At 36.7% G+C, this 18748-nt stretch carries 15 protein-coding genes and 1 tRNA gene; 5 read left to right on the forward strand and 11 right to left on the reverse strand.

What is annotated here, in order from left to right; genetic code table 11:
- The first annotated feature begins 21 nt into the window (after window positions 1-21).
- Together ACTJKC_RS07400 and ACTJKC_RS07405 are read left to right on the forward strand one after the other, a co-directional pair.
- A complete protein-coding gene (locus ACTJKC_RS07400; RefSeq protein ID WP_440790903.1) occupies window positions 22-915 on the forward strand; it encodes a TssN family type VI secretion system protein in 894 nt (297 codons plus the stop codon).
- A gap of 21 nt (window positions 916-936) precedes the next feature.
- The gene (locus ACTJKC_RS07405) at window positions 937-2076 is read left to right on the forward strand and encodes a hypothetical protein (protein ID WP_440790904.1); all 1140 of its coding nucleotides are present in this window, start codon (window positions 937-939) and stop codon (window positions 2074-2076) included.
- A gap of 83 nt (window positions 2077-2159) precedes the next feature.
- Here the strand turns inward: ACTJKC_RS07405 and ACTJKC_RS07410 are convergent, their stop codons facing one another.
- Both ACTJKC_RS07410 and ACTJKC_RS07415 read right to left on the reverse strand, forming a co-directional pair.
- Window positions 2160-3833, reverse strand: a complete 1674-nt coding sequence (locus ACTJKC_RS07410) for an alkaline phosphatase family protein (RefSeq protein ID WP_440790905.1) — start codon at window positions 3831-3833, stop codon at window positions 2160-2162.
- A gap of 199 nt (window positions 3834-4032) precedes the next feature.
- Complete coding sequence (locus ACTJKC_RS07415; protein ID WP_440790906.1) at window positions 4033-5616, reverse strand: Na+/H+ antiporter; 1584 nt, start codon at window positions 5614-5616, stop codon at window positions 4033-4035.
- A gap of 325 nt (window positions 5617-5941) precedes the next feature.
- Here ACTJKC_RS07415 and ACTJKC_RS07420 point away from each other — a divergent pair, with 325 nt between their 5' ends.
- Window positions 5942-6502, forward strand: a complete 561-nt coding sequence (locus ACTJKC_RS07420; RefSeq protein WP_440790907.1) for a GIN domain-containing protein — start codon at window positions 5942-5944, stop codon at window positions 6500-6502.
- A 230-nt stretch (window positions 6503-6732) separates the two neighbouring features.
- Here the strand turns inward: ACTJKC_RS07420 and ACTJKC_RS07425 are convergent, their stop codons facing one another.
- The 9 genes from ACTJKC_RS07425 to ACTJKC_RS07465 form a co-directional block, all read right to left on the reverse strand.
- The gene (locus tag ACTJKC_RS07425; protein ID WP_440790908.1) at window positions 6733-7362 is read right to left on the reverse strand and encodes a hypothetical protein; all 630 of its coding nucleotides are present in this window, start codon (window positions 7360-7362) and stop codon (window positions 6733-6735) included.
- Between the two features lie 64 nt (window positions 7363-7426).
- On the reverse strand, window positions 7427-7882 hold the full coding sequence (locus ACTJKC_RS07430; RefSeq protein WP_440790909.1) for a carboxypeptidase-like regulatory domain-containing protein: 456 nt from the start codon (window positions 7880-7882) through the stop codon (window positions 7427-7429).
- A 186-nt stretch (window positions 7883-8068) separates the two neighbouring features.
- A complete protein-coding gene (locus ACTJKC_RS07435) occupies window positions 8069-8251 on the reverse strand; it encodes a phage integrase SAM-like domain-containing protein (RefSeq protein WP_440791415.1) in 183 nt (60 codons plus the stop codon).
- Between the two features lie 321 nt (window positions 8252-8572).
- Window positions 8573-8716 (reverse strand): Arm DNA-binding domain-containing protein, encoded by a 144-nt coding sequence (locus ACTJKC_RS07440; protein WP_440790910.1) that lies wholly within the window; start codon window positions 8714-8716, stop codon window positions 8573-8575.
- 245 nt (window positions 8717-8961) lie between these two features.
- A tRNA-Asp gene (locus tag ACTJKC_RS07445) sits at window positions 8962-9035 on the reverse strand.
- Window positions 9036-9574: 539 nt separating this feature from the next.
- Window positions 9575-11773: a glycosyltransferase gene (locus ACTJKC_RS07450; protein WP_440790911.1), complete on the reverse strand. Its 2199-nt coding sequence runs from the start codon at window positions 11771-11773 to the stop codon at window positions 9575-9577.
- Window positions 11774-11779: 6 nt separating this feature from the next.
- Window positions 11780-12670, reverse strand: coding sequence for a glycosyltransferase family 2 protein (locus tag ACTJKC_RS07455; protein ID WP_440790912.1), 891 nt, complete (start codon window positions 12668-12670; stop codon window positions 11780-11782).
- 439 nt (window positions 12671-13109) lie between these two features.
- The gene (locus ACTJKC_RS07460; RefSeq protein ID WP_440790913.1) at window positions 13110-13619 is read right to left on the reverse strand and encodes a hypothetical protein; all 510 of its coding nucleotides are present in this window, start codon (window positions 13617-13619) and stop codon (window positions 13110-13112) included.
- Complete coding sequence (locus ACTJKC_RS07465) at window positions 13619-14611, reverse strand: hypothetical protein (protein ID WP_440790914.1); 993 nt, start codon at window positions 14609-14611, stop codon at window positions 13619-13621. The genes ACTJKC_RS07460 and ACTJKC_RS07465 overlap by 1 nt, the downstream gene beginning before the upstream one ends.
- Before the next feature lie 287 nt (window positions 14612-14898).
- Here ACTJKC_RS07465 and ACTJKC_RS07470 point away from each other — a divergent pair, with 287 nt between their 5' ends.
- On the forward strand, window positions 14899-17163 hold the full coding sequence (locus ACTJKC_RS07470; protein WP_440790915.1) for a peptidase domain-containing ABC transporter: 2265 nt from the start codon (window positions 14899-14901) through the stop codon (window positions 17161-17163).
- 94 nt (window positions 17164-17257) lie between these two features.
- Entirely contained in the window at window positions 17258-18595 is a 1338-nt protein-coding gene (locus ACTJKC_RS07475; protein WP_440790916.1) for an HlyD family secretion protein, read from the forward strand.
- Window positions 18596-18748: the final 153 nt, after the last annotated feature.

Raw genomic sequence — 18748 nt, forward strand, 5'->3', positions numbered from 1 at the left:
ACATCACATCTATAAAAATTAATGGACGTTCAATCATTTTTTATTCGCTTTCTCTTATTCCCGCTGATCTTTTTGGTTTCAACGGCAGTACTTTCTATCATTAACAAGAAGAATCAGTTTCTCAACAACAAAAGACTCATCGTAAGTGTTCTGCTTATTGGTATTATTTTAGCAATTCCGGGTTTTTTAGGCTTTCTGAATTTTAATTTCATGCCCTGGGGCTACATTATCTGCTGTATTTATTACATTTTAACGGGCTCGGTTTTTGTTTATTTATTAACAAAATATTATCCGAAAGATCTACTTGAGCGTAAGGTATTTATCTTTTTTGCCACTTTGGTTTCGGCCATTTTATCGGTATATCTGTTTCAGCTGGCCTTTAACTGGTTAAGCTCGGTAAACTTTGGCTGGTTTGGTGCCGGCAGCATCACCTGCTTTTTTGTACCGCTTATTTTTTGGTGGGCCTATGTTTCCCTACTGGGTATTCCTTCAGAAATTTATAAGATCTGGAGATATCCTGATACGCCACTGGATATCAACATGGACCATGTAGATTTTAACCGTTTACTGGTATTGGAGCTTGAACTGTACAAAAAAAGCAGCGATCCTGAACCTTTAAAAGTAAAGGTAAAGGCGGTAGAAAATATGAACTTTGGTATCTGGTTCCATAAATTTATTGATGATTACAATTTAAAGTTTGCCAAAAGCCCTGTAGAGTTTAAAGGCGATGATCTGGAAAACTATAAATGGATTTTCTTTATCAAAACTTCCTTTTTTAAACGGAATATCTTTATTGATCCGGACCTGGATATTATTGAAAACGGTATTACCGAAAAAATGACGATTTATGCGAAACGCGTATCGGAAAACGTAAATAAGCCTAACGAAGTTGGCGAAAGTGCTATCTTTATCTAATCTATAATAAAAACATCCATCATGATAAAGCCGCTAAAATATAAATCCATTAACTGGATTAATGGCATGAAGCTCTCCAGTGATCACTTTACCGTAAGCGATCTCTATTTACAGGATTTTGTACGCGATGCTGTATCGCTACAGCTGAACAACAGTAATTACGGATTTTTACCTCCATTTGCAGGTTATAAAAGTTCGCACGATATCGAAATCATTGAAAAGGCAACCAACCACATTGAAGTACGTGTAAGGTATTGTAATGCGGTTACGCCAGAGGGTTGCCATATCGATATTACACAATCTGATAATATGGACACACTGGTTCATAACCATTATTTTGGTCAGTCAGAACCCCGCAACTATGTTATTTTATTGGTAGTTAGCCCGTTTAACCGTGTACCAACCGGCACTCCAAGCCCTGATGAAAGTCCGATCCGTTACCCTGAACTGGCAAAAGGTTATTCTATTGCGGTTTTACCTGAAAGTGAAGTAGGCTCGCAAACGGCCGACAGCTATTTTTTAACCATCGGGCAGGTTTATTATGAGAACGGAAGGTTATCGATCAATAACAGCTACATCCCGCCGAGCACAACAATAACCAGCCACCCTGCATTAATCAGGTATTATGAATCGTTTAGCGTTTTATTGAACGATTTACAATTGGCCGCGTTTAAGATTATCGATAAAACGGGCGGACGTGATAATATCACACCGCTTGGCAAAAACATCCGCCTGATTTCGGAAAAGATTGTAGATTATATTGCAGGTTTGTTTTATGAATATAGAAACATCGCGCACCGCGAATCGCCAGTGGTTTTGGTCGGTTATTTTTCAAGTCTGGCACATATCTTTTTTACGGCAATCAAACTGATTGATCCACGCGAAAGAGAAGAACTGTTAAAATACTTTTACGAGTGGAAAGATGTAACGCCTGGAAACTTTGAAGAACTTTTAGCTAAAACCATCGAACTGGTGTACGATCATAAACAGATTAATAACAGCATGGTGATGGCCAGCGAGTTTATGAACGTACTGGTTGCACTTTGGAATAAATTAAGCGGACTGGAATACATTGGTCAACGCAAAGAAAACATTGTGGTTGCCGAACAGCAGGTGGTACAACAGGTACAGGCCAGAAAAACCTGGACATTGCTGGATTAATATTATTTCCCGGTCTAAATTTTATAAAAAAGCTGTATTCTCAGTGAGGATACAGCTTTTTTGGTTGATATGATGGTGTTGGTTTAAAAATTAATCAGCGTATTGCCATCGTAATAAGCAGGCTTAGTTATGCCCAGGAATTTTAATATGGTGGGTGCTACATTGTATAAATAAGGCGCGCCATGATAATCTGTTGTTTTACGCTTAAATATCGGGGTAGTTAAGGCACTCCAGGTAATGGTTGCGCTATTTTTGGTTAGGATATTTATTTTAGGCGTTACCAGACTTCCGTTATAGATAGCTCCCGTACCTTCGTTTCCTTTAGTGTACAAAACAAGGTCAGCATTTTGCGGATGCGACGAAGTTAAAGCCGTAAAACTATAGGCACTAATGCTGGTTGCAGGCAAAGCCGATTTAAACAGCCTGATTTCTGAAATGTTACCGGTAAAGTAAGGATTATAATTACCTGTACCATCCTGCCCTATTTTAAATGTGGTGCCGCTTTCTAAATCGCCCACAGCAGAAATATTACCTTCAGCAACTTGTACACCTCCATCATAAATGGTTACTTTTTGCGTGCTGCGGTTAACTACGATGGCTACCTGGTGCCAAAGCTGATCGGTTAAATCAACCCCATCAACATCAAGCCTGTGGGTACCATCGCCAAAATTGGCCCTGATTACGCCGTTCCTGTTAGAAATAATAATTCCTTTGTTATAACCACTTGCCCAGTTTTTATTTCCGATAATTACCGGATCGCTTGTAGCAGATGTTGCCCTCGCCCTAAACTCGATCGTGAAACTACTGGTAGCACTCAGGTTAAAATTACTCAGGGCAGGTAACTGACCATAAACATTGGTTTTAAAATCGACTGTGGAGATGCTATGTGGTGTTGATTCTGTTGCTGTGGTTGGCAGGGCATTTACCAATTGAGGTGAAATGGCACTGTTATTTAAAATAATAAAAGCATTTTGTTCGGGATAGCTGGCTCCGCCGTGGCTGGCATCACCACCATGATCGGTAGCCACTACAATCAGCCAATCTTCATTGTTATAGGTTGGTCTGGCTTTTAAAGCCGTTAAAATTCTTCCTACACGTGCATCTACCGCTTTTACCGAATCCATATACATTTGAGTGGTGATTCTATAATTACTGGCGTGCCCGGCATGATCTACATCATCGAAATGGCAAAATGAAACATCCGAATTGCTGGTGGTAATTTCCTGGATAATCCGGGTTTCTGTTGCGTTATCGCTTGCGCTGTTCTGTTTTACCGTTACATCCTGCGTGGCCACGATAAAATCATTAATGGACGACCAGGTTACTATTGACGCGGTACGCAAAGCAGGCAAACTGGTTTTGATCTGCCTGAAAAAAGAAGGATAGTTTACAAAGTCTGAGCCTGAAAAACTATTATCAGATGCTTTGTGCTTGGCCACACCAACCCCGGTAAACAAAGCTGACCATCCGTTTGACGACCAGGTGGGAACCTGCGCCAGCGCGTTGGTACTGGTGTACGATTGATCCATCAATGTTTTGAGGTTAGGTGCATTTGAAGCGGTAATGGCTTTCCATACACAGCCATCTATACCGATAAATAATACTTTTTTGGGCTTTGCAAGCAGAGCATTGTTGGCTAAAGATTGTTGATCCGAAATCTTTTCTCCTGCTGAGGTAGCCGTGTCGGCTTTTTTACAGGAAAAGGTTGCCAGGATCATCAGGTAAGTGAGGGATGTTAAAAGCTTTGATGTTTTCATAGTTAAATTAAGGTTAAAATAATGTTTACATATAAATGATTTTGTTTAGCTAAACTAAACAAAATATCCATAAAAAAGAAGCCCTTAAAATAAACTATTTCATATGGTACACTGATTAATAGGAATTGCTGTAAGCCGGGATTTATCCAGGTTTATTAACAACAAAAAAGCCTGACTTCATAGATATACCAGGCACGAATCAAATAATCCTCAATCTTTCTTCTTCAAGATCCATCTGATACAATTGATGGCGGATGATTTCTTCATTAATTGCAGGATCTTTATTCAGTTCGGTAAGGTAAGCCCGCTGGCTTTCGAGCATCTCAATAAAAATGGTTTTGATCTGATCGTTCATCCAGCTTTCATCGCTGGCTTTCGATTTTTCTTCCCAATGCTTTAACAACTTTTCCATTCCCGCATGTCCGTTTAATTCCTTCTCGTATTTATTTTTAAGGAACTGATAACTGTGTTGTTTTAAGCCTTGTTTCATGTTTTGTTTAACCGTTTCTTCATTTTCCTGCTTAAATATAAAACCAAAGGCCCTTGTACGTTTTATGATAGACGGAAGCGTAAGCCCTTGTACCAAAAGCGTAAGTAATATTACCACAAAGGTGATAAACAAGATTAAATCTCTTTGCGGAAAGGCTTTTCCATTATCGAATGTTAAAGGTATAGCCAATGCTGCAGCTAATGAAACCACTCCGCGCATACCTGTCCAGCCGAGCAATAGAGGCATAAACATCAGTGTACGCCTGGAACGTGCCGCGGGTGCTACACCTGGGCGGAAGATAAGTGTGGCAAACATGGCAGCATAAGAGCTGATGATGCGGGCCGCAATCAGTACGCCGGTAACCAGTAAGCCATAGCCGATGGCGGTACTTAAGGGAATACCTTGTGAACGCAATCCATCCCTGATTTCAGGAAGCTCCAGACCAATAATTAAAAAGACGACACCGTTTAGAATAAATATAAAACTTTCCCATACACTAAATGCCCTGATGCGGCTGGTGCTGCTCAAAAATACCAATCGCCTGGCCGACATAAACAATCCCCCACTTACCACTGCCAGTACGCCAGAACTATGTACCTGCTCGGCTATCCAGTACATAAAATAAGGCTCAATGAGCATCAATGCGATATCAGAAGGTGCATCAGTAGGTAAATACTGATGCAGCCGGACAAATACCCAACCTAATAATAAACCAATGCCTGCACCGCCAGCTACCATCCACAAGAAGCTGCCAGCCGCATCCTGCCAGATAAACTGACCTGTGCCAACCGCAACCAATGCAAAACGGAAGATAATTAATGAAGAAGCATCGTTCAATAAACTTTCTCCTTCTAAAATGGCAGCAGTAGATTTTGGGATTTTTACAAATTTTGTAATGGCTGCAGTACTCACGGCATCGGGCGGAGAAACAATACCTCCCAATAAAAACCCTATAGCAATTGTAAACCCCGGAATAAGATAATTGGTAACCAACGCTACAGAAAGTGCAGTAAAAAATACAACGAGGAAAGCGAAACTACCAATAATGCGCCACCATTTTTTCATCTCCTTAAAAGAGATCGACCAGGCAGCTTCAAATAACAGCGGGGGAAGAAATATAAAAAATATGAGGTTGGGATCGATTTTCACCTTCGGCAACCCAGGTATGAAACTGATTAGTAAACCACCAACAACCAGTAAAATAGGATAAGCAATTTTGAGTTTGGTAGCCCACATATTCAGTAGCACAATGATGGCTACCATGGCAAGTAAAAAAGGTAAAATGGTATGCATTACAGGTAATGGTTAAGGTAACGTAAAACTGCACTGAGTTTCAATACGTCAATTTATAAAAAATACCATACAAACTGGCCCATTCCGCAGCAATTTGAAATCTGCGCTGATTATAGCCGTTCATTGGCGCACACATACTGTTCGATAATGAACACTTAAATCGATCAAAAAATAGCTAAATACCTGATTATTAAATAAATATTTATAATTAATTGTTTTGGCACTTCCTTCGTTAACATGCAATTGAACGATATGATCACCGAAAGAAACAATGGCTTCATATTATTTAACGAATTATTAATTAACATTCAAATTAACACACGCTATGAAAGCTTACTTAAAATCCCAAATTGCCACGGTATCAGTATTAGTTTTATTATTGACCTATATTTTTCCTTCAACCGCCAGCGCTGCAGAAGATAAACCTGTAAAAACTGATAAGGTTGCGCCATTCAGGAAAATTTTAATAAAAGGAAATATTGATGTGATCCTAATCCAAAAGCCTGATGCTGGGGTTTCTTATGCTGATGATAATGAAGGAACCGCCAGGGTAACACAACAGGGAGAAATATTAGCCATTACAGGAACCAGTGCCATCCGGGGCAAAATTATTGTTTATGTAAATGATCTCTACAGAATAGAAGCCGACGAAAATGCTATAGTAAAAACACAAGGAATTTTATCTACGAAATTTCTCCAGATTATTTTAAAGGGAAACGCAAGTGCTGATATTAACGCAAACAGCCAGGAACTTTATACAGCCATTTATGATAAATCGGAACTGTACTTAAAGGGAAATACTGATACACATTTCCTCTTTATGGATAAGAACCCAAAACTGACTTTTGATCAGTTCGCAGCCTTGCGCACACAAGCAACTGAGTGATAGAATTTTGAAAGAATTTATCAGAACAAAAAAGCCTTAACTTTATAAGTTAAGGCTTTTGTTGCGGAATGGACGGGACTCGAACGTTTGCAGTAGTCATTTCTAAAAGCAACTATGCTTACAATTATACCATTGGAGAAATTAAATAATCTAAATATTTAGAATTCAACATAATTCGTTCTAAGTTTAATTGTCATTACTCCCTTAACTAATATCTTAAATAGATATTATTAATTCGCCTCGATGTAGAAGTTGTATTGATTATTACCGTTTACGGGAGTCATTTTTTTTATAGAAGATCTTTTAAGAATATTGTTGAGCATATTTGCTTTAACTATTTTCTTGCCATTTATAGATATGGCATCCGTTTCCGAATAGAGTTTTATCCATCCTGTATCGCTCACAATAAATGCCATACCAGCAATATTAAAAAAAACATTCTCGTTATTTTCTTTAGCAGCTTTCAAAGCATTTTCAAAGGACTTTTTATTTTTTACTTCGGAAAATCCTTCTAACACATTTTTGTATCCGTTATTCAATTTACCAGAATAAAACTCAGAAAACCCGGCCACATCGCTTACAGAACTTTTAAGCCCAAAATATAAGACTAATCTTGTATCACCCTTCAGGTCTCCCCAGTTTTCTCTCTGTCTGAAAGAAACAAACCCATCTTTTTTTAATTCTATTTGAAATTTTATGCTTCCCTTATCGATATTTTTAATTTTAACCTCATAGTAACCAGCTTTATCTGTTGCTCCCAATCGATTGCCATTTTCGTCGGAAATTATAACAGAATCTATGGGCTGAAGTGTTCTGGAGTCAACTACGATGCCCGAAAGGTGTATAATTCTTTGTTCCATGAGAGGATTTTTAGCAAATGTTATTGTCGATATGATAATGGTGAATAAAATCACACTGATACTTTTATAAACCATGATATTTTGACTTTCGATTGTTAATATAAATGATAGTATTCTCTTTGTTTAAGATTGAGAAAATCTCAGATTTATTGTCAAATTGTATAAAAGGGGCAAGTTTTAATATATCGATAGCGGCGGCTCCTTGAGTAATCGATTGGTTTGGCGTAAAGATAAATCGATCGGCTCTTCTGGAAATTATCTGATTCGTCCCTTGAATCTGAACTTCATTAAGCATTTTTTCCCTTGAGGCAATAGTTAAGATAATATTTGTTTGTTTACTCATCTTTACTGTATCAGATCTCTGAGCAAGATAAGTTGCATAAATATAGATTGAAGATGAGTCTTCTGTAATATTAAAACTACCATCGGCTGTTGACAGAGTTGATGAAACAATATTTTTTTTCCCATTTAAAATTATAATCGTGGCGTATTCAATCGGCTCACCCTTAATTGTGATCACCTTTCCTGATAAAACATTCTATGCAAATACAGAAATAATACACACATAAAATATTAGGAATACAGTAGCTATACAAATTTTCATCACAGATTATTAATTTTTAATGGACGTAAATATATTATCTATATTGAAATAAAAATATTTTTCTGAAATTTATTTTAAACAATAATTTAGGTTGATTATTATTTAGGTATGAGACCAATTCAGACACTGATTAACAGCCAGACATCCGTTACCTAAACATATACGGACGATTTTGCCGAGATTTTTGATGTATTTGATCGCTGAGTTATTCCCACAGTTGCAGACGCTACTAAGATAATATTCAAAATCAACGAAGAAAGCAAAGTTGATCTTTGTAACTGGAATTTCTGAAAAATTATAATTTAACTACATAAAGCCCTTAACGTGCATCAGACAGGTCTCGTAACACTCAAGGGTACTCTTTTCAAATTCTTTGCCGATGAGGCTTTTCATCTTTACGTTGTGATCTTCAAATATGGCAACGAGAGTTCTTGACGGAAGAGCCTTCCCAATAAAACGGTTTTTAACCGTTTCTGCCGTAACGGTTTCGTTTCCTACCGTCATTAATTGGTGAAGCTCCTGAGCCTTTGACTGCAACTTATCTAGATAAACATTTAAAACCCTGGTTTCTTCTTTGGTACCAGCAGCACGCCCGGCATGTGCGTTTCAGCGATTGGGATCACAAGATTTTCCCGTTGAGGTTTCTGCCCGTCGTCCGTCAACTGTAAACCGCCAGTAAATGGTTATTGGACCGTTTTTGTAAGTAGAGCGCTTTTTTAAATAAAAAAGCAGATTCATGTTTGTTCTCATGACAAATGAATAAAGTGAAACAAAATTGTTAATTCTGTCACTTACAGTCAAGATGTTTAATGATTGAACCAGCTTATAAACAACTGTTTAAGCTATAATTGGTGAGCATTCATACCGTTTATTGTGCTCACCAAATTGCTCACCTTTTTCTTACGAAAAAATGAATAATTTGGTATTTCCAGAAAACGAAAAAGCCTGCAAACATTTAATTTACAGGCTTTTAGTTGAATTTAAAACTATTTTCGCGGAATGGACGGGACTCGAACCCGCGACCTCCTGCGTGACAGGCAGGCATTCTAACCAGCTGAACTACCACTCCTTTTGTTCTCCTTTAAAGTTTGAACCTCTTTCCCCTTTCGGGATTGCAAATATAAAGACAATATTCCGTTTATTACCATAATAAGCAACATTTAATGCTATAATTATGTAACTCACTGATGCTCATTCTAAATAATTTTAAGAGAGCGGTTTTAAAACAAAAAAGCCTCAACTTTTGCAAGTTAAGGCTTTTGTTGCGGAATGGACGGGGCTAACCCACCCACACATAAGCACTTATAAATCAATAAATTAAAGAATAAATATAAAATCTGCTCACCAAATGCTCACCATTTTTTTGATACTATTTGGCTGTAAATGATTATTTAAAGATAACAGTTAATTAATATTTTTGCAATAAAAATCCAACTTGGATTTCAAATTTTTAGCAATAAATTTCTTTTTTAAATATTGTTCAGTTGGACAATCAGTCGCCTTTTCTTTATACGTTTTAGCTATTAATTCAAATGTTGCAACATTTTTTCATTATACAGCACTAATTATTTAAATCTCGCCCTTTAAATGCTACAATATCTACCGATATTAAATTAGCTCGTTTATTAATTCACAACAGTTTTCTACCAAATGCTTTCTGATTTTTTCTAGCTTCATTTTTGTGTATTTGGTACTTATGTAATTACTATTAAACACTTTATCAAGCCAGGTATTTAAATCATTAACACGCTCTGAGGTATTAAAAAATCTTTTGCCTACGCCAAATCCAATTGCAAAATGTAATAATAATTCTTCTGGTGTATGATCTATTCCAATTTTTTCCAATTCGGCACTGAGTAACTCCATTACCATGTGTTGCATTTCTTTTTGGTGTTGACCTAGTGTATTATTTTGATGTACACGGTAATTGACCAAAGCTGTAGGCAAATTTTTTATTTTAGTTTTTTCCGCAAGTCTGAACCATAGTTCGTAGTCCTCACATCTGTTATACTCTTCATTATAAGGATTTGACTGTGCAAGTTCTTTTCTCATCATCACTGTAGGGTGAGAAATTGGATTATAAAACAACATTGTTAAATGTATTTCGTCGTGTTCTATTGGCATCTCTATTCTTCTGAAGGGAAAACCATTTGGGTCGGTTATATTATGCCAACTTCCTACCAAACCATAGTCTTCATTTGCTTCAAGAAAATCTATCTGTACTTTTAATCTTTCGCAATTCATGACATCATCTGCATCCATTCTTGCAATATATTTACCTTTTGCGATTGCAATGCCTTTATTTAGTGAATAGGCAATGCCTAAGTTGCAATCGTTTTTAAGGTAGACTATCCGAAGATCAGTTTGGTTCTTAACCAATTGTTCTGTAGAATCTACAGAACCGTCATTGATCAAAATAATTTCGAAATCGGCAAACGATTGTTGAACAACACTATCCAGGCATTCTTTTAAATATTTTTCAGCATTGTAACAGGGAATCACAATACTAATCAAGGGTCCGGAAGATTTATTTCCCTCTTCCTTCGTTCGATTTCTCAAGCATTTACCATTAAGCTTTTTATCCTCCCTAAGGACTTCCTTGTAAATCGCAAGGGTTTCGCTGGCCATCCTTTCTGCCGTAAAATAAGTACTAGCATATTGTTTTGCATTTTTAGCCAATAGCTTTGCTTTTTTAGGATTATCCAACAATAAAGAAATTTTTTCAAGTAAATCCTTTTGGCTTACTGAGGCTTTGTCTTTTTCAAAGTCTACTTTTATCCTTAAACCGCAATCCTCATTTACCATTTCCTTTAATCCATCAACATTGCTAACAATTAATGGTAAGCTGTTATGCATCATTTCTATACAGGTATAGCTACACTGCTCTATATAGCTGGGTACAATACCAATATCGGCCATTTGGTAAAAATCAAATAATGTCTTCGTATCCAAGCTGCCCAATAACACGATGTGGTTCGAATAATCTTTTACCAATTTAATAATGCCCTCGTAATCGCCTTGTCCGGCTATAAGCAGACGCAAGTTTTGATACTTTTCAACCAGTTTATTAAAAGCTTTAGCCACATCAAAAATGCCTTTGCGTACGTGCACATTACCAGCATAGACAATCAATTGCTCCTCTTTTTTGAAACCGTACTTTTGCCTTAATTTATTTTTGTTAGATATTGACTTTGAAAAAGCAGCAGGAGTATCCAGACCATTGGATATTATGCTTATTTTTTCTCTCTCGACCTCAAAAAAGAGGGCGAGAGATTCTTTGGCGCAATTTGTTACCGTTATAATATGGTCGATATACTTGTAAGAAGCCATCTCGTAGATCAATCGTTTTTCTGTTATCTTTATTCGCTTTTTTGCTTCAAAAGATTTGTGTAGACTATAAAATAAACCGTAATTTGAGGAATTGTATTCTTTCCATGAAATACAATGCTGTAAAAGAATAATCTTACACGAAAGATACTTTTTTATGATATATGCGAGGTTGCAGAGGTTAATCCAATTGAAATGAAAAACTATTTTTTCGCAGTTCTTGATATCATTGACCAAAAACAATATTGATTTTAAATCTGTTTCATCAGAAAATAACTTTGAAAAGCTGGTTACTGGCAAATAGTAAGTTTTTAACAAATGTTTTTCAATTTTCGCCTCAATGCATTTATCACTGAAAACAACATTATGTAACTGTATATCTTTATTCTCTTTAAAATAGGGAATGATATTCTCCCTATAGGTGGCCACTCCGCTTACGGAATTTCTCAGATCAATATCAACATAAAAAAGATTTATCATATCTTCTTAGTTAAGGCCCGCATTTTGCATAGTGTCTGCTTTAAACTTATCTAGGATTTCTTTCGTGAAATTTTTTCTAATGTACGGTGATGCGAAAATTTTTTCCAGCCATTTTTTTAGATCCCCTGCTTTTTTACATTCTTGTGCCAGCTTTTTGCTTGAACCAAAACAGATTGATGCATGCAACATCAATTCTTCGGGAGTATGCTTTATGCCCTTTTTATTAAGTTCCCTGGAAAGCAGTTTTATAACCGAAATTTTCAGGTCCTTTTGGTTCAGGTTACATGTACCTTTCGCATGAGAGCGTACATGCAAAAAGAAAAAAGGCAAATTGGTCACTTTTTTTACTTCTGCAAATCGTGTCCAAAGTTCGTGATCTTCACAATGCTTAAAATCCTTATCATACAATAACTTTTTAGCTAACTTTGTACGCATCATTACCGCCGGATGGGCAAAATGGTTTGTGAAAACCAATCCTAATTTCAAAAAATCAGGATTGGTATAATTTCTCACCTCAAACATCACTTTTTCACTTTCGTCCATTACCCTGTACCATGAGCCGACCATGCCGAACTCCGGGTTTCTCTCTAGAAAGTCAACCTGCGTTTGTAATCTGTTACCTGTTATCAGATCATCAGCATCCATCCGAGCAATATATTTACCTTTCGCAAGTTGTACCCCTTTGTTAAGTGTTGCAATTACTCCTAAATTCTTTGCATTTTTTAGATAAGTAATCCTTTTGTCTGAAATAGCTTTAACAATTTTTTCCGTATCATCGGTGCTTCCGTCGTCTATAATCAAAAGTTCATAATCTATATAAGATTGAGATAGAACGCTTTTGATACACTTATAAATATATTTTCCACAGTTATAAGTCGGAACGAGAATTGTTATCAAAATAAAGAGAATGAAAATTGTATAACATTATTTGTTAACAAAAGGTTGCAAGTGGTTTGTCTTAGTCATGAGTTGAATATATTGGTAGGCTTATGAATTAAAAACAATAATATTAACGAAATGACTAATACTATGAATTGTAAAATGTATGCTGTTCCATAAGCCGGTGTTATTGCAATATTTTTAATTATGTACTGTAGGGGTAATGAGAGATAGATGATTAATAAAAGTATAAACCATTTAATCCATATTTTACCCTTTCTGGTAAATATCGACAGCATGATAAAGACAATTACAAAAGTCCCAATATTTACTATGTTTTTAGTGTTTAAATTTTGAATATTGCTTAGGAAACTAACTAACCAAATAGCTAGTGATACAAGTATTAGATTAGCAGAAACTTTATAATAATTATGTCTTTCATTTATCATTTTGAGTACTATTTGATACTTGCAAACTTTCTTTCGACCATTATAAAATAATTATAAAGAGCACCTTTTTCAACTATCATAGGTTTTGGTGACAATAAACTCGTAAGATAATACTTGCTATTATCTTGAAATTCTAACTTGAAAAAATATAGATGTTCGCAAAGTTTTAACATAAGAGACAAATAAACTGTTGGTACCGCAGGTTTGTGATACTGTACGTTTTTCAAATCACTAAATTTCTTTTGAATGCTGCCATCTTTTGTTGCTATAATGAATGTGCTGTTTTCATAATCTATTTGAAAACTTTCGTAATTACTAACTTTTTCATATTGATTTAATAAATATATTTGTGGAATATTTAATATCAAAAATATAATAAAGACTCCTAGCATTAATATCAATGTTTTATTTTCATCTAATGTTGGCGCAAAAAGTATTATTATAACTGCCAGTAGAAATGATAAAATGATCCATTTACAGTTTTTTAAAGTCGCAATCAGTGTTCGCTTATAAGTCATTAAGGAGTATTTTTAGCAGCTTCCCATTCATCTCTAACTTCTTGTGGTACAGGCGAAAAGAATGAGTCTGGGTCAGTTGGATGCATTTTATCATGCAGCCATTTAGAAGTAAAGCTCTCGGCTTGTTGACCGGCTTTTCCTATAATCTCTGCAAATTCAACGAAACTAACAATTCCTAGCGCTGCCCAAGCACTGGCTACACCAACGCCAATAACCGATATTTTATATGCAAATTCTGCTGTTGTCATATTGTCAGCATCAGCTACAACTTGGTAAACTTCTAATGCAGCAGTTAAATATCCTCCAACTTTTATCACAGGAGATTCTATTAGCTTTTCGAAATATTCTTGAGCTAATGTTGTTAACTGATCCGGAACGGTTACACCAGCAAAGTTAAGAAAAATGGGATTAAAACCACTTGCATTGTAGCCTGCCGAATTATATCCAGCTGAGTTATACCCAGCTGAGTTATAGCCATCAGAGGTGTATCCAGAAGAATTATAGCCATCAGAGGTGTATCCAGAAGAGTTGTATCCAGAAGAGTTATAACCAGAGGAGTTGTAACCAGAGGAGTTGTAACCGGAGGAATTAAGTAAATGGGCGTAATAACTATCCCAGTCAAAATTTGCAAATGGATTATATGACTGATCATCCCCTCCTACAACCCCACTTGGCGTAGGCGCGTTAGGATTGTGTATACCATACCAAGGTCTGTCGCTATCCAATGATGGTTCATGGTAGATTGTTGAAGTATCAATCATATCCTGATTGGGCTTTGGAGGACCATCTGGTGTTACCTCAACACCAAGCGGTTTAAAAGCTGTCCATGTATCATCGCCCTGCTGCCTATAATAGGTATTTCCCTGTGGATCAATACCATACTCCCAGCCCTTACCATCCCCTCCACCCTTAAATCCTGCTTGTTCTTCTTTTCTGATCAGTTCCATCTCTTTCTCCAACATTTCGAACGCTAATTTAGCTTTAGTTTTCATAACTTTTTAAATTTAGATTTTAGTCTAAGGTATCCCCAAAATATCCATCTTGTATATGAAAAGATAGCACAAACGTTTGCGTTTGTTTTAATACTATCTAAAACGCTATAGTATCTTTGAATCGAGCATTTATATCTTATTATTTAACTAATTAATTAGTTAATCCGTGCCGTAAACCCTCTCATTGTATACACAATACAGACAAACGTTTGCGTTAAAATAGTAATTTATTAACAACCAATTACCCTTCTGCACTACTATATTAGCACACAATAATATCTACTTATATGCTCAATAAATTTCCGCTCGACAGGCAAATGGATATGATGGACTGTGGTCCGGCCTGCCTTAAGATGATTGCCAAACATTATGGTAAATTCTACAGTTTGCAATATATGCGTGATAAATGCGGCATTACCAAAGAAGGCGTTTCGTTTGCAGATCTTAGCCATGCATCAGAGGGTATCGGATTGCGGTCTCTGGCCTTAAGATGTACTATAGCAGATTTAATTGATAAAATTCCCTTACCGGCCATTGTACATTGGGATAATAGCCATTTTGTAGTGGCGTATAAGGTCAAAGCTAAAAGTGCGGAGAATAAAGTGGAAAATCATAGCCCTCATGGTATAATCTACATTGCAGACCCAGCAAAAGGTTATGTTACCTATAGTGCAGAAGAATTCGCAGCTAAAACCATTAAAAAGGATGGTGGCAACCAGGATAAACTGGTGTTGATGGCCATTGAGCCTCAGGCCGATTTTTACGAACGTCAGGCCAACGAAAAGATAGAACGCTTAAAGACCTTCGAGAATTTTTTGGGGTATTTTAAGCCTTATAAAAAAAGTTTTGTCAACCTGTTTTTTGTAATGCTGTTGGTAACTATATTGCAGGGACTGATGCCTTTTATTAGCAAGGCAATTATCGATGTTGGTATCCAGACACATGATCTGGATTTTATCAATATCATTCTCATCGCCAATGTAGCCATCATTATCAGTGTACTGCTCAGCAATATGGTTAGGGACTGGATCTTGCTGCACATCACTTCCAGGATCAACATTGCATTGATTTCTGATTATCTGATCAAGCTGATGCGCCTGCCGATCACTTTTTTCGAGAACAAAAAATCCGGAGATATTCTGCAAAGGGCGCAGGATCATGAGCGCATCAGGTCTTTTTTATTAAACAACTCTATAGGGATGATTTTTTCGGTGCTTACTTTTGTAGTATTCGGTGTGATCCTGTTTATTTACAATCCGATTATTTGTTATATTTTTTTGGCAGGAAGTACGCTATATGTTAGCTGGGTCATGGCCTTTTTAAAACTACGAAAAAAACTGGACTGGGAGTACTTCGATCTGGTGAGCAAAAACCAAAGCTACTGGGTAGAAACCATAGCCAGTATCCAAGATATAAAAATAAACAACTACGAAAAACAGAAACGCTGGAAATGGGAAGGCATACAGGCCAGGCTGTATAAAGTTAACCTAAGGGTGATGAGTGTAACCAATAGCCAAAACCTTGGTGCACAATTTATCGACCAGTTAAAAAACCTCTTTATCACTTTTTATTGCGCAAAAGCAGTTATTGCAGGTGATATTACCTTTGGTGTAATGATTTCGACACAGTTTATTATCGGAATGCTGAATGCGCCCGTGAGCCAGTTTATACAGTTTATTATTGGCTTTCAGTTTGCCCAGCTTAGTTTTCTGAGGCTTAACGAAATACACCAACTGCCTGATGAGCATGACAATGTCGGGCAGAACAATATGGAACTGCCTGAACAAAAAAGTTTAATTGTCAACAATGTAGTCTTTCAATATAGCCCTGCAGGTAAGCCCATTCTACAGGGCATCCGTTTAATAATTCCAGAGGGAAAGGTAACGGCGATAGTTGGCGATAGTGGTAGTGGTAAATCAACCTTATTGAAATTGTTGCTGCGCTTGTACAAACCTACCTATGGCGACATCAGGATTGGCGATATGAATATCAACAACATCAGTTTGCGGCAATGGCGAGATAAATGCGGGGCGGTAATGCAGGATGGCAAAATATTTAACGATACTATTTTAAACAATATTATTCTGGATGATGAAAAGGTAGACTATGAAAGATTGAAGAAAGCCATTCAGACGGCCAATATTTCTCAGGAAATAGAAGCTTTGCCAATGGGATATGAAACCATAATGGGCGAACAGGGCCGTGGATTGAGTGGGGGACAAAAACAACGTGTTCTAATTGCACGCGCATTGTATAAAAATCCAGACTACCTGTTTTTTGACGAGGCAACCAATTCGCTCGATACCATTAATGAGCAAAAGATAACGGCTGCGCTGGACGATGTTTTTAAAGGCAAAACAGTGATTGTTGTAGCCCATCGTCTGAGCACGATCCGTAAAGCCGATCAGATTGTAGTGATGCAAGGTGGCATGGTGGTGGAAATAGGCAATCATGATCTGCTGATGGAAAAAAAAGGCAGATATCATCAATTAGTACAATCGCAGATGGATCTAACAAACACGGTTTTACCAGCAACAGTTTTAGAAAACTAACTTAAAATATTCTTCATCGGCTAACACGATTTCTTTTGGAAATATGAAATCAATTCTGGTTAAGACAAGTTATCCATAACCAAAATAATTAAATATGCAAACGCCCCCAACTAAAAATACAAAACTCGAAATTGCACTTCAATCACAGCGCTCTGAAGAGGTCACAGCCATCATCGAAAGGATGCCAACACGCTTTGGCTTAGCCGTTAGCCTGGTGGTGTTATTCCTTTTTATCTTAATGGCCATTTTTGGCTGGATTGGCCGTTATCCGGATATTTCATCTGGGCAAATTGTGGTGAATGCCAGCAATGCACCGATTAAACTGGTGGCCAATGGCAATGGAAAACTGAAACTTAATGGTGCACTTTCTTTAGATGAGGTAAAAGAGGGGCAGATAATTGCTTATCTTGAAAATTCGACCACCCCTTTTGCTGTTGATTCGATCAGTAGGCTACTTAAAAAGTATAACCCATCATCGGATGATATTAATCTTTTGCGTAACCACTTTCCTAAAAATGTTTCTTTTGGCGAACTGAATATTAAATATTATGGATTCATTAATGCTATCCAACAGTTTTTGAATTATAGGGAGGATAAATTCTATGACAGCCAAAAGGTGAGTTTCAATAACATTTTAGCTGAGCAGCGCAAGGCCATCATCAATACTCAAAACCAGTTGGTTATGGCTAAAAGTTCATTGGGTTATGTTTATAAATTCTATAAAAGAGACTCTTCTTTATTCAAGAAAAAGGTAATCAGCGAATCAGAGCTTGATCAAACTGAAATGAGCTATCTTTCTGCTAAGGATAAAGTTCAGTCATCAACAAATGCTGTTATTATGACACGTCAAGCCATACAGGAAACCCAGAATAAAATACAACAATTGCATATAGCAGATCCCGAAAAAGAAAAAGAACTGCATCTTAACCTCATTTCTTCTTACAATGATCTTATTGACAATATTAAAATATGGGAGCAAAAATATGTTTTTAAGGCCCCATTTAGCGGCAAGCTACAGTACCTTAAATTTTATAACGAAAACCAGTTTGTACAGGCAGGAGATCCGATCTTTACCATTGTGCCCATTAATGATAAGCCATATGGGCAGGTATTGCTTCCCGCCAATGGTGCCGGAAAGGTAAAAATCGGGCAAGAGGTTATTGTTAAATTAGATAATTTTCCATATATGGAGTATGGTTCTGTGGAGGGGCGGGTGAAAACAATCTCTTTAACCACCAATACCGAAAAAACACAAAACGGAAGTATCGAGACATATTTGGTTACAATTGATTTTCCAAAGGGACTACAAACCAATTACGGTGGTAAGCTCGATTTTAAATATGAAAGCAAGGGCATTGCAGAAATTATTACGCATGATAGAAGATTGATAGAAAGATTGTTCGACAATTTAAAATATGCTACTAAGAAATAGAACTTTAACTCTGGATGATAATGGGAATCATTGGCCGCAAAAGCTTTGTTTAAATTTATATTGTCCTTTAGATACCTTTAAATCAAGAAATTCTAAGGGCTTATATTTGAGGCGTATTTAAGCATTATTGAATAATTCACAGACATATCATCT

Source organism: Pedobacter sp. 22226 (assembly GCF_052045455.1).
GTDB lineage: Bacteria > Bacteroidota > Bacteroidia > Sphingobacteriales > Sphingobacteriaceae > Pedobacter > Pedobacter jeongneungensis.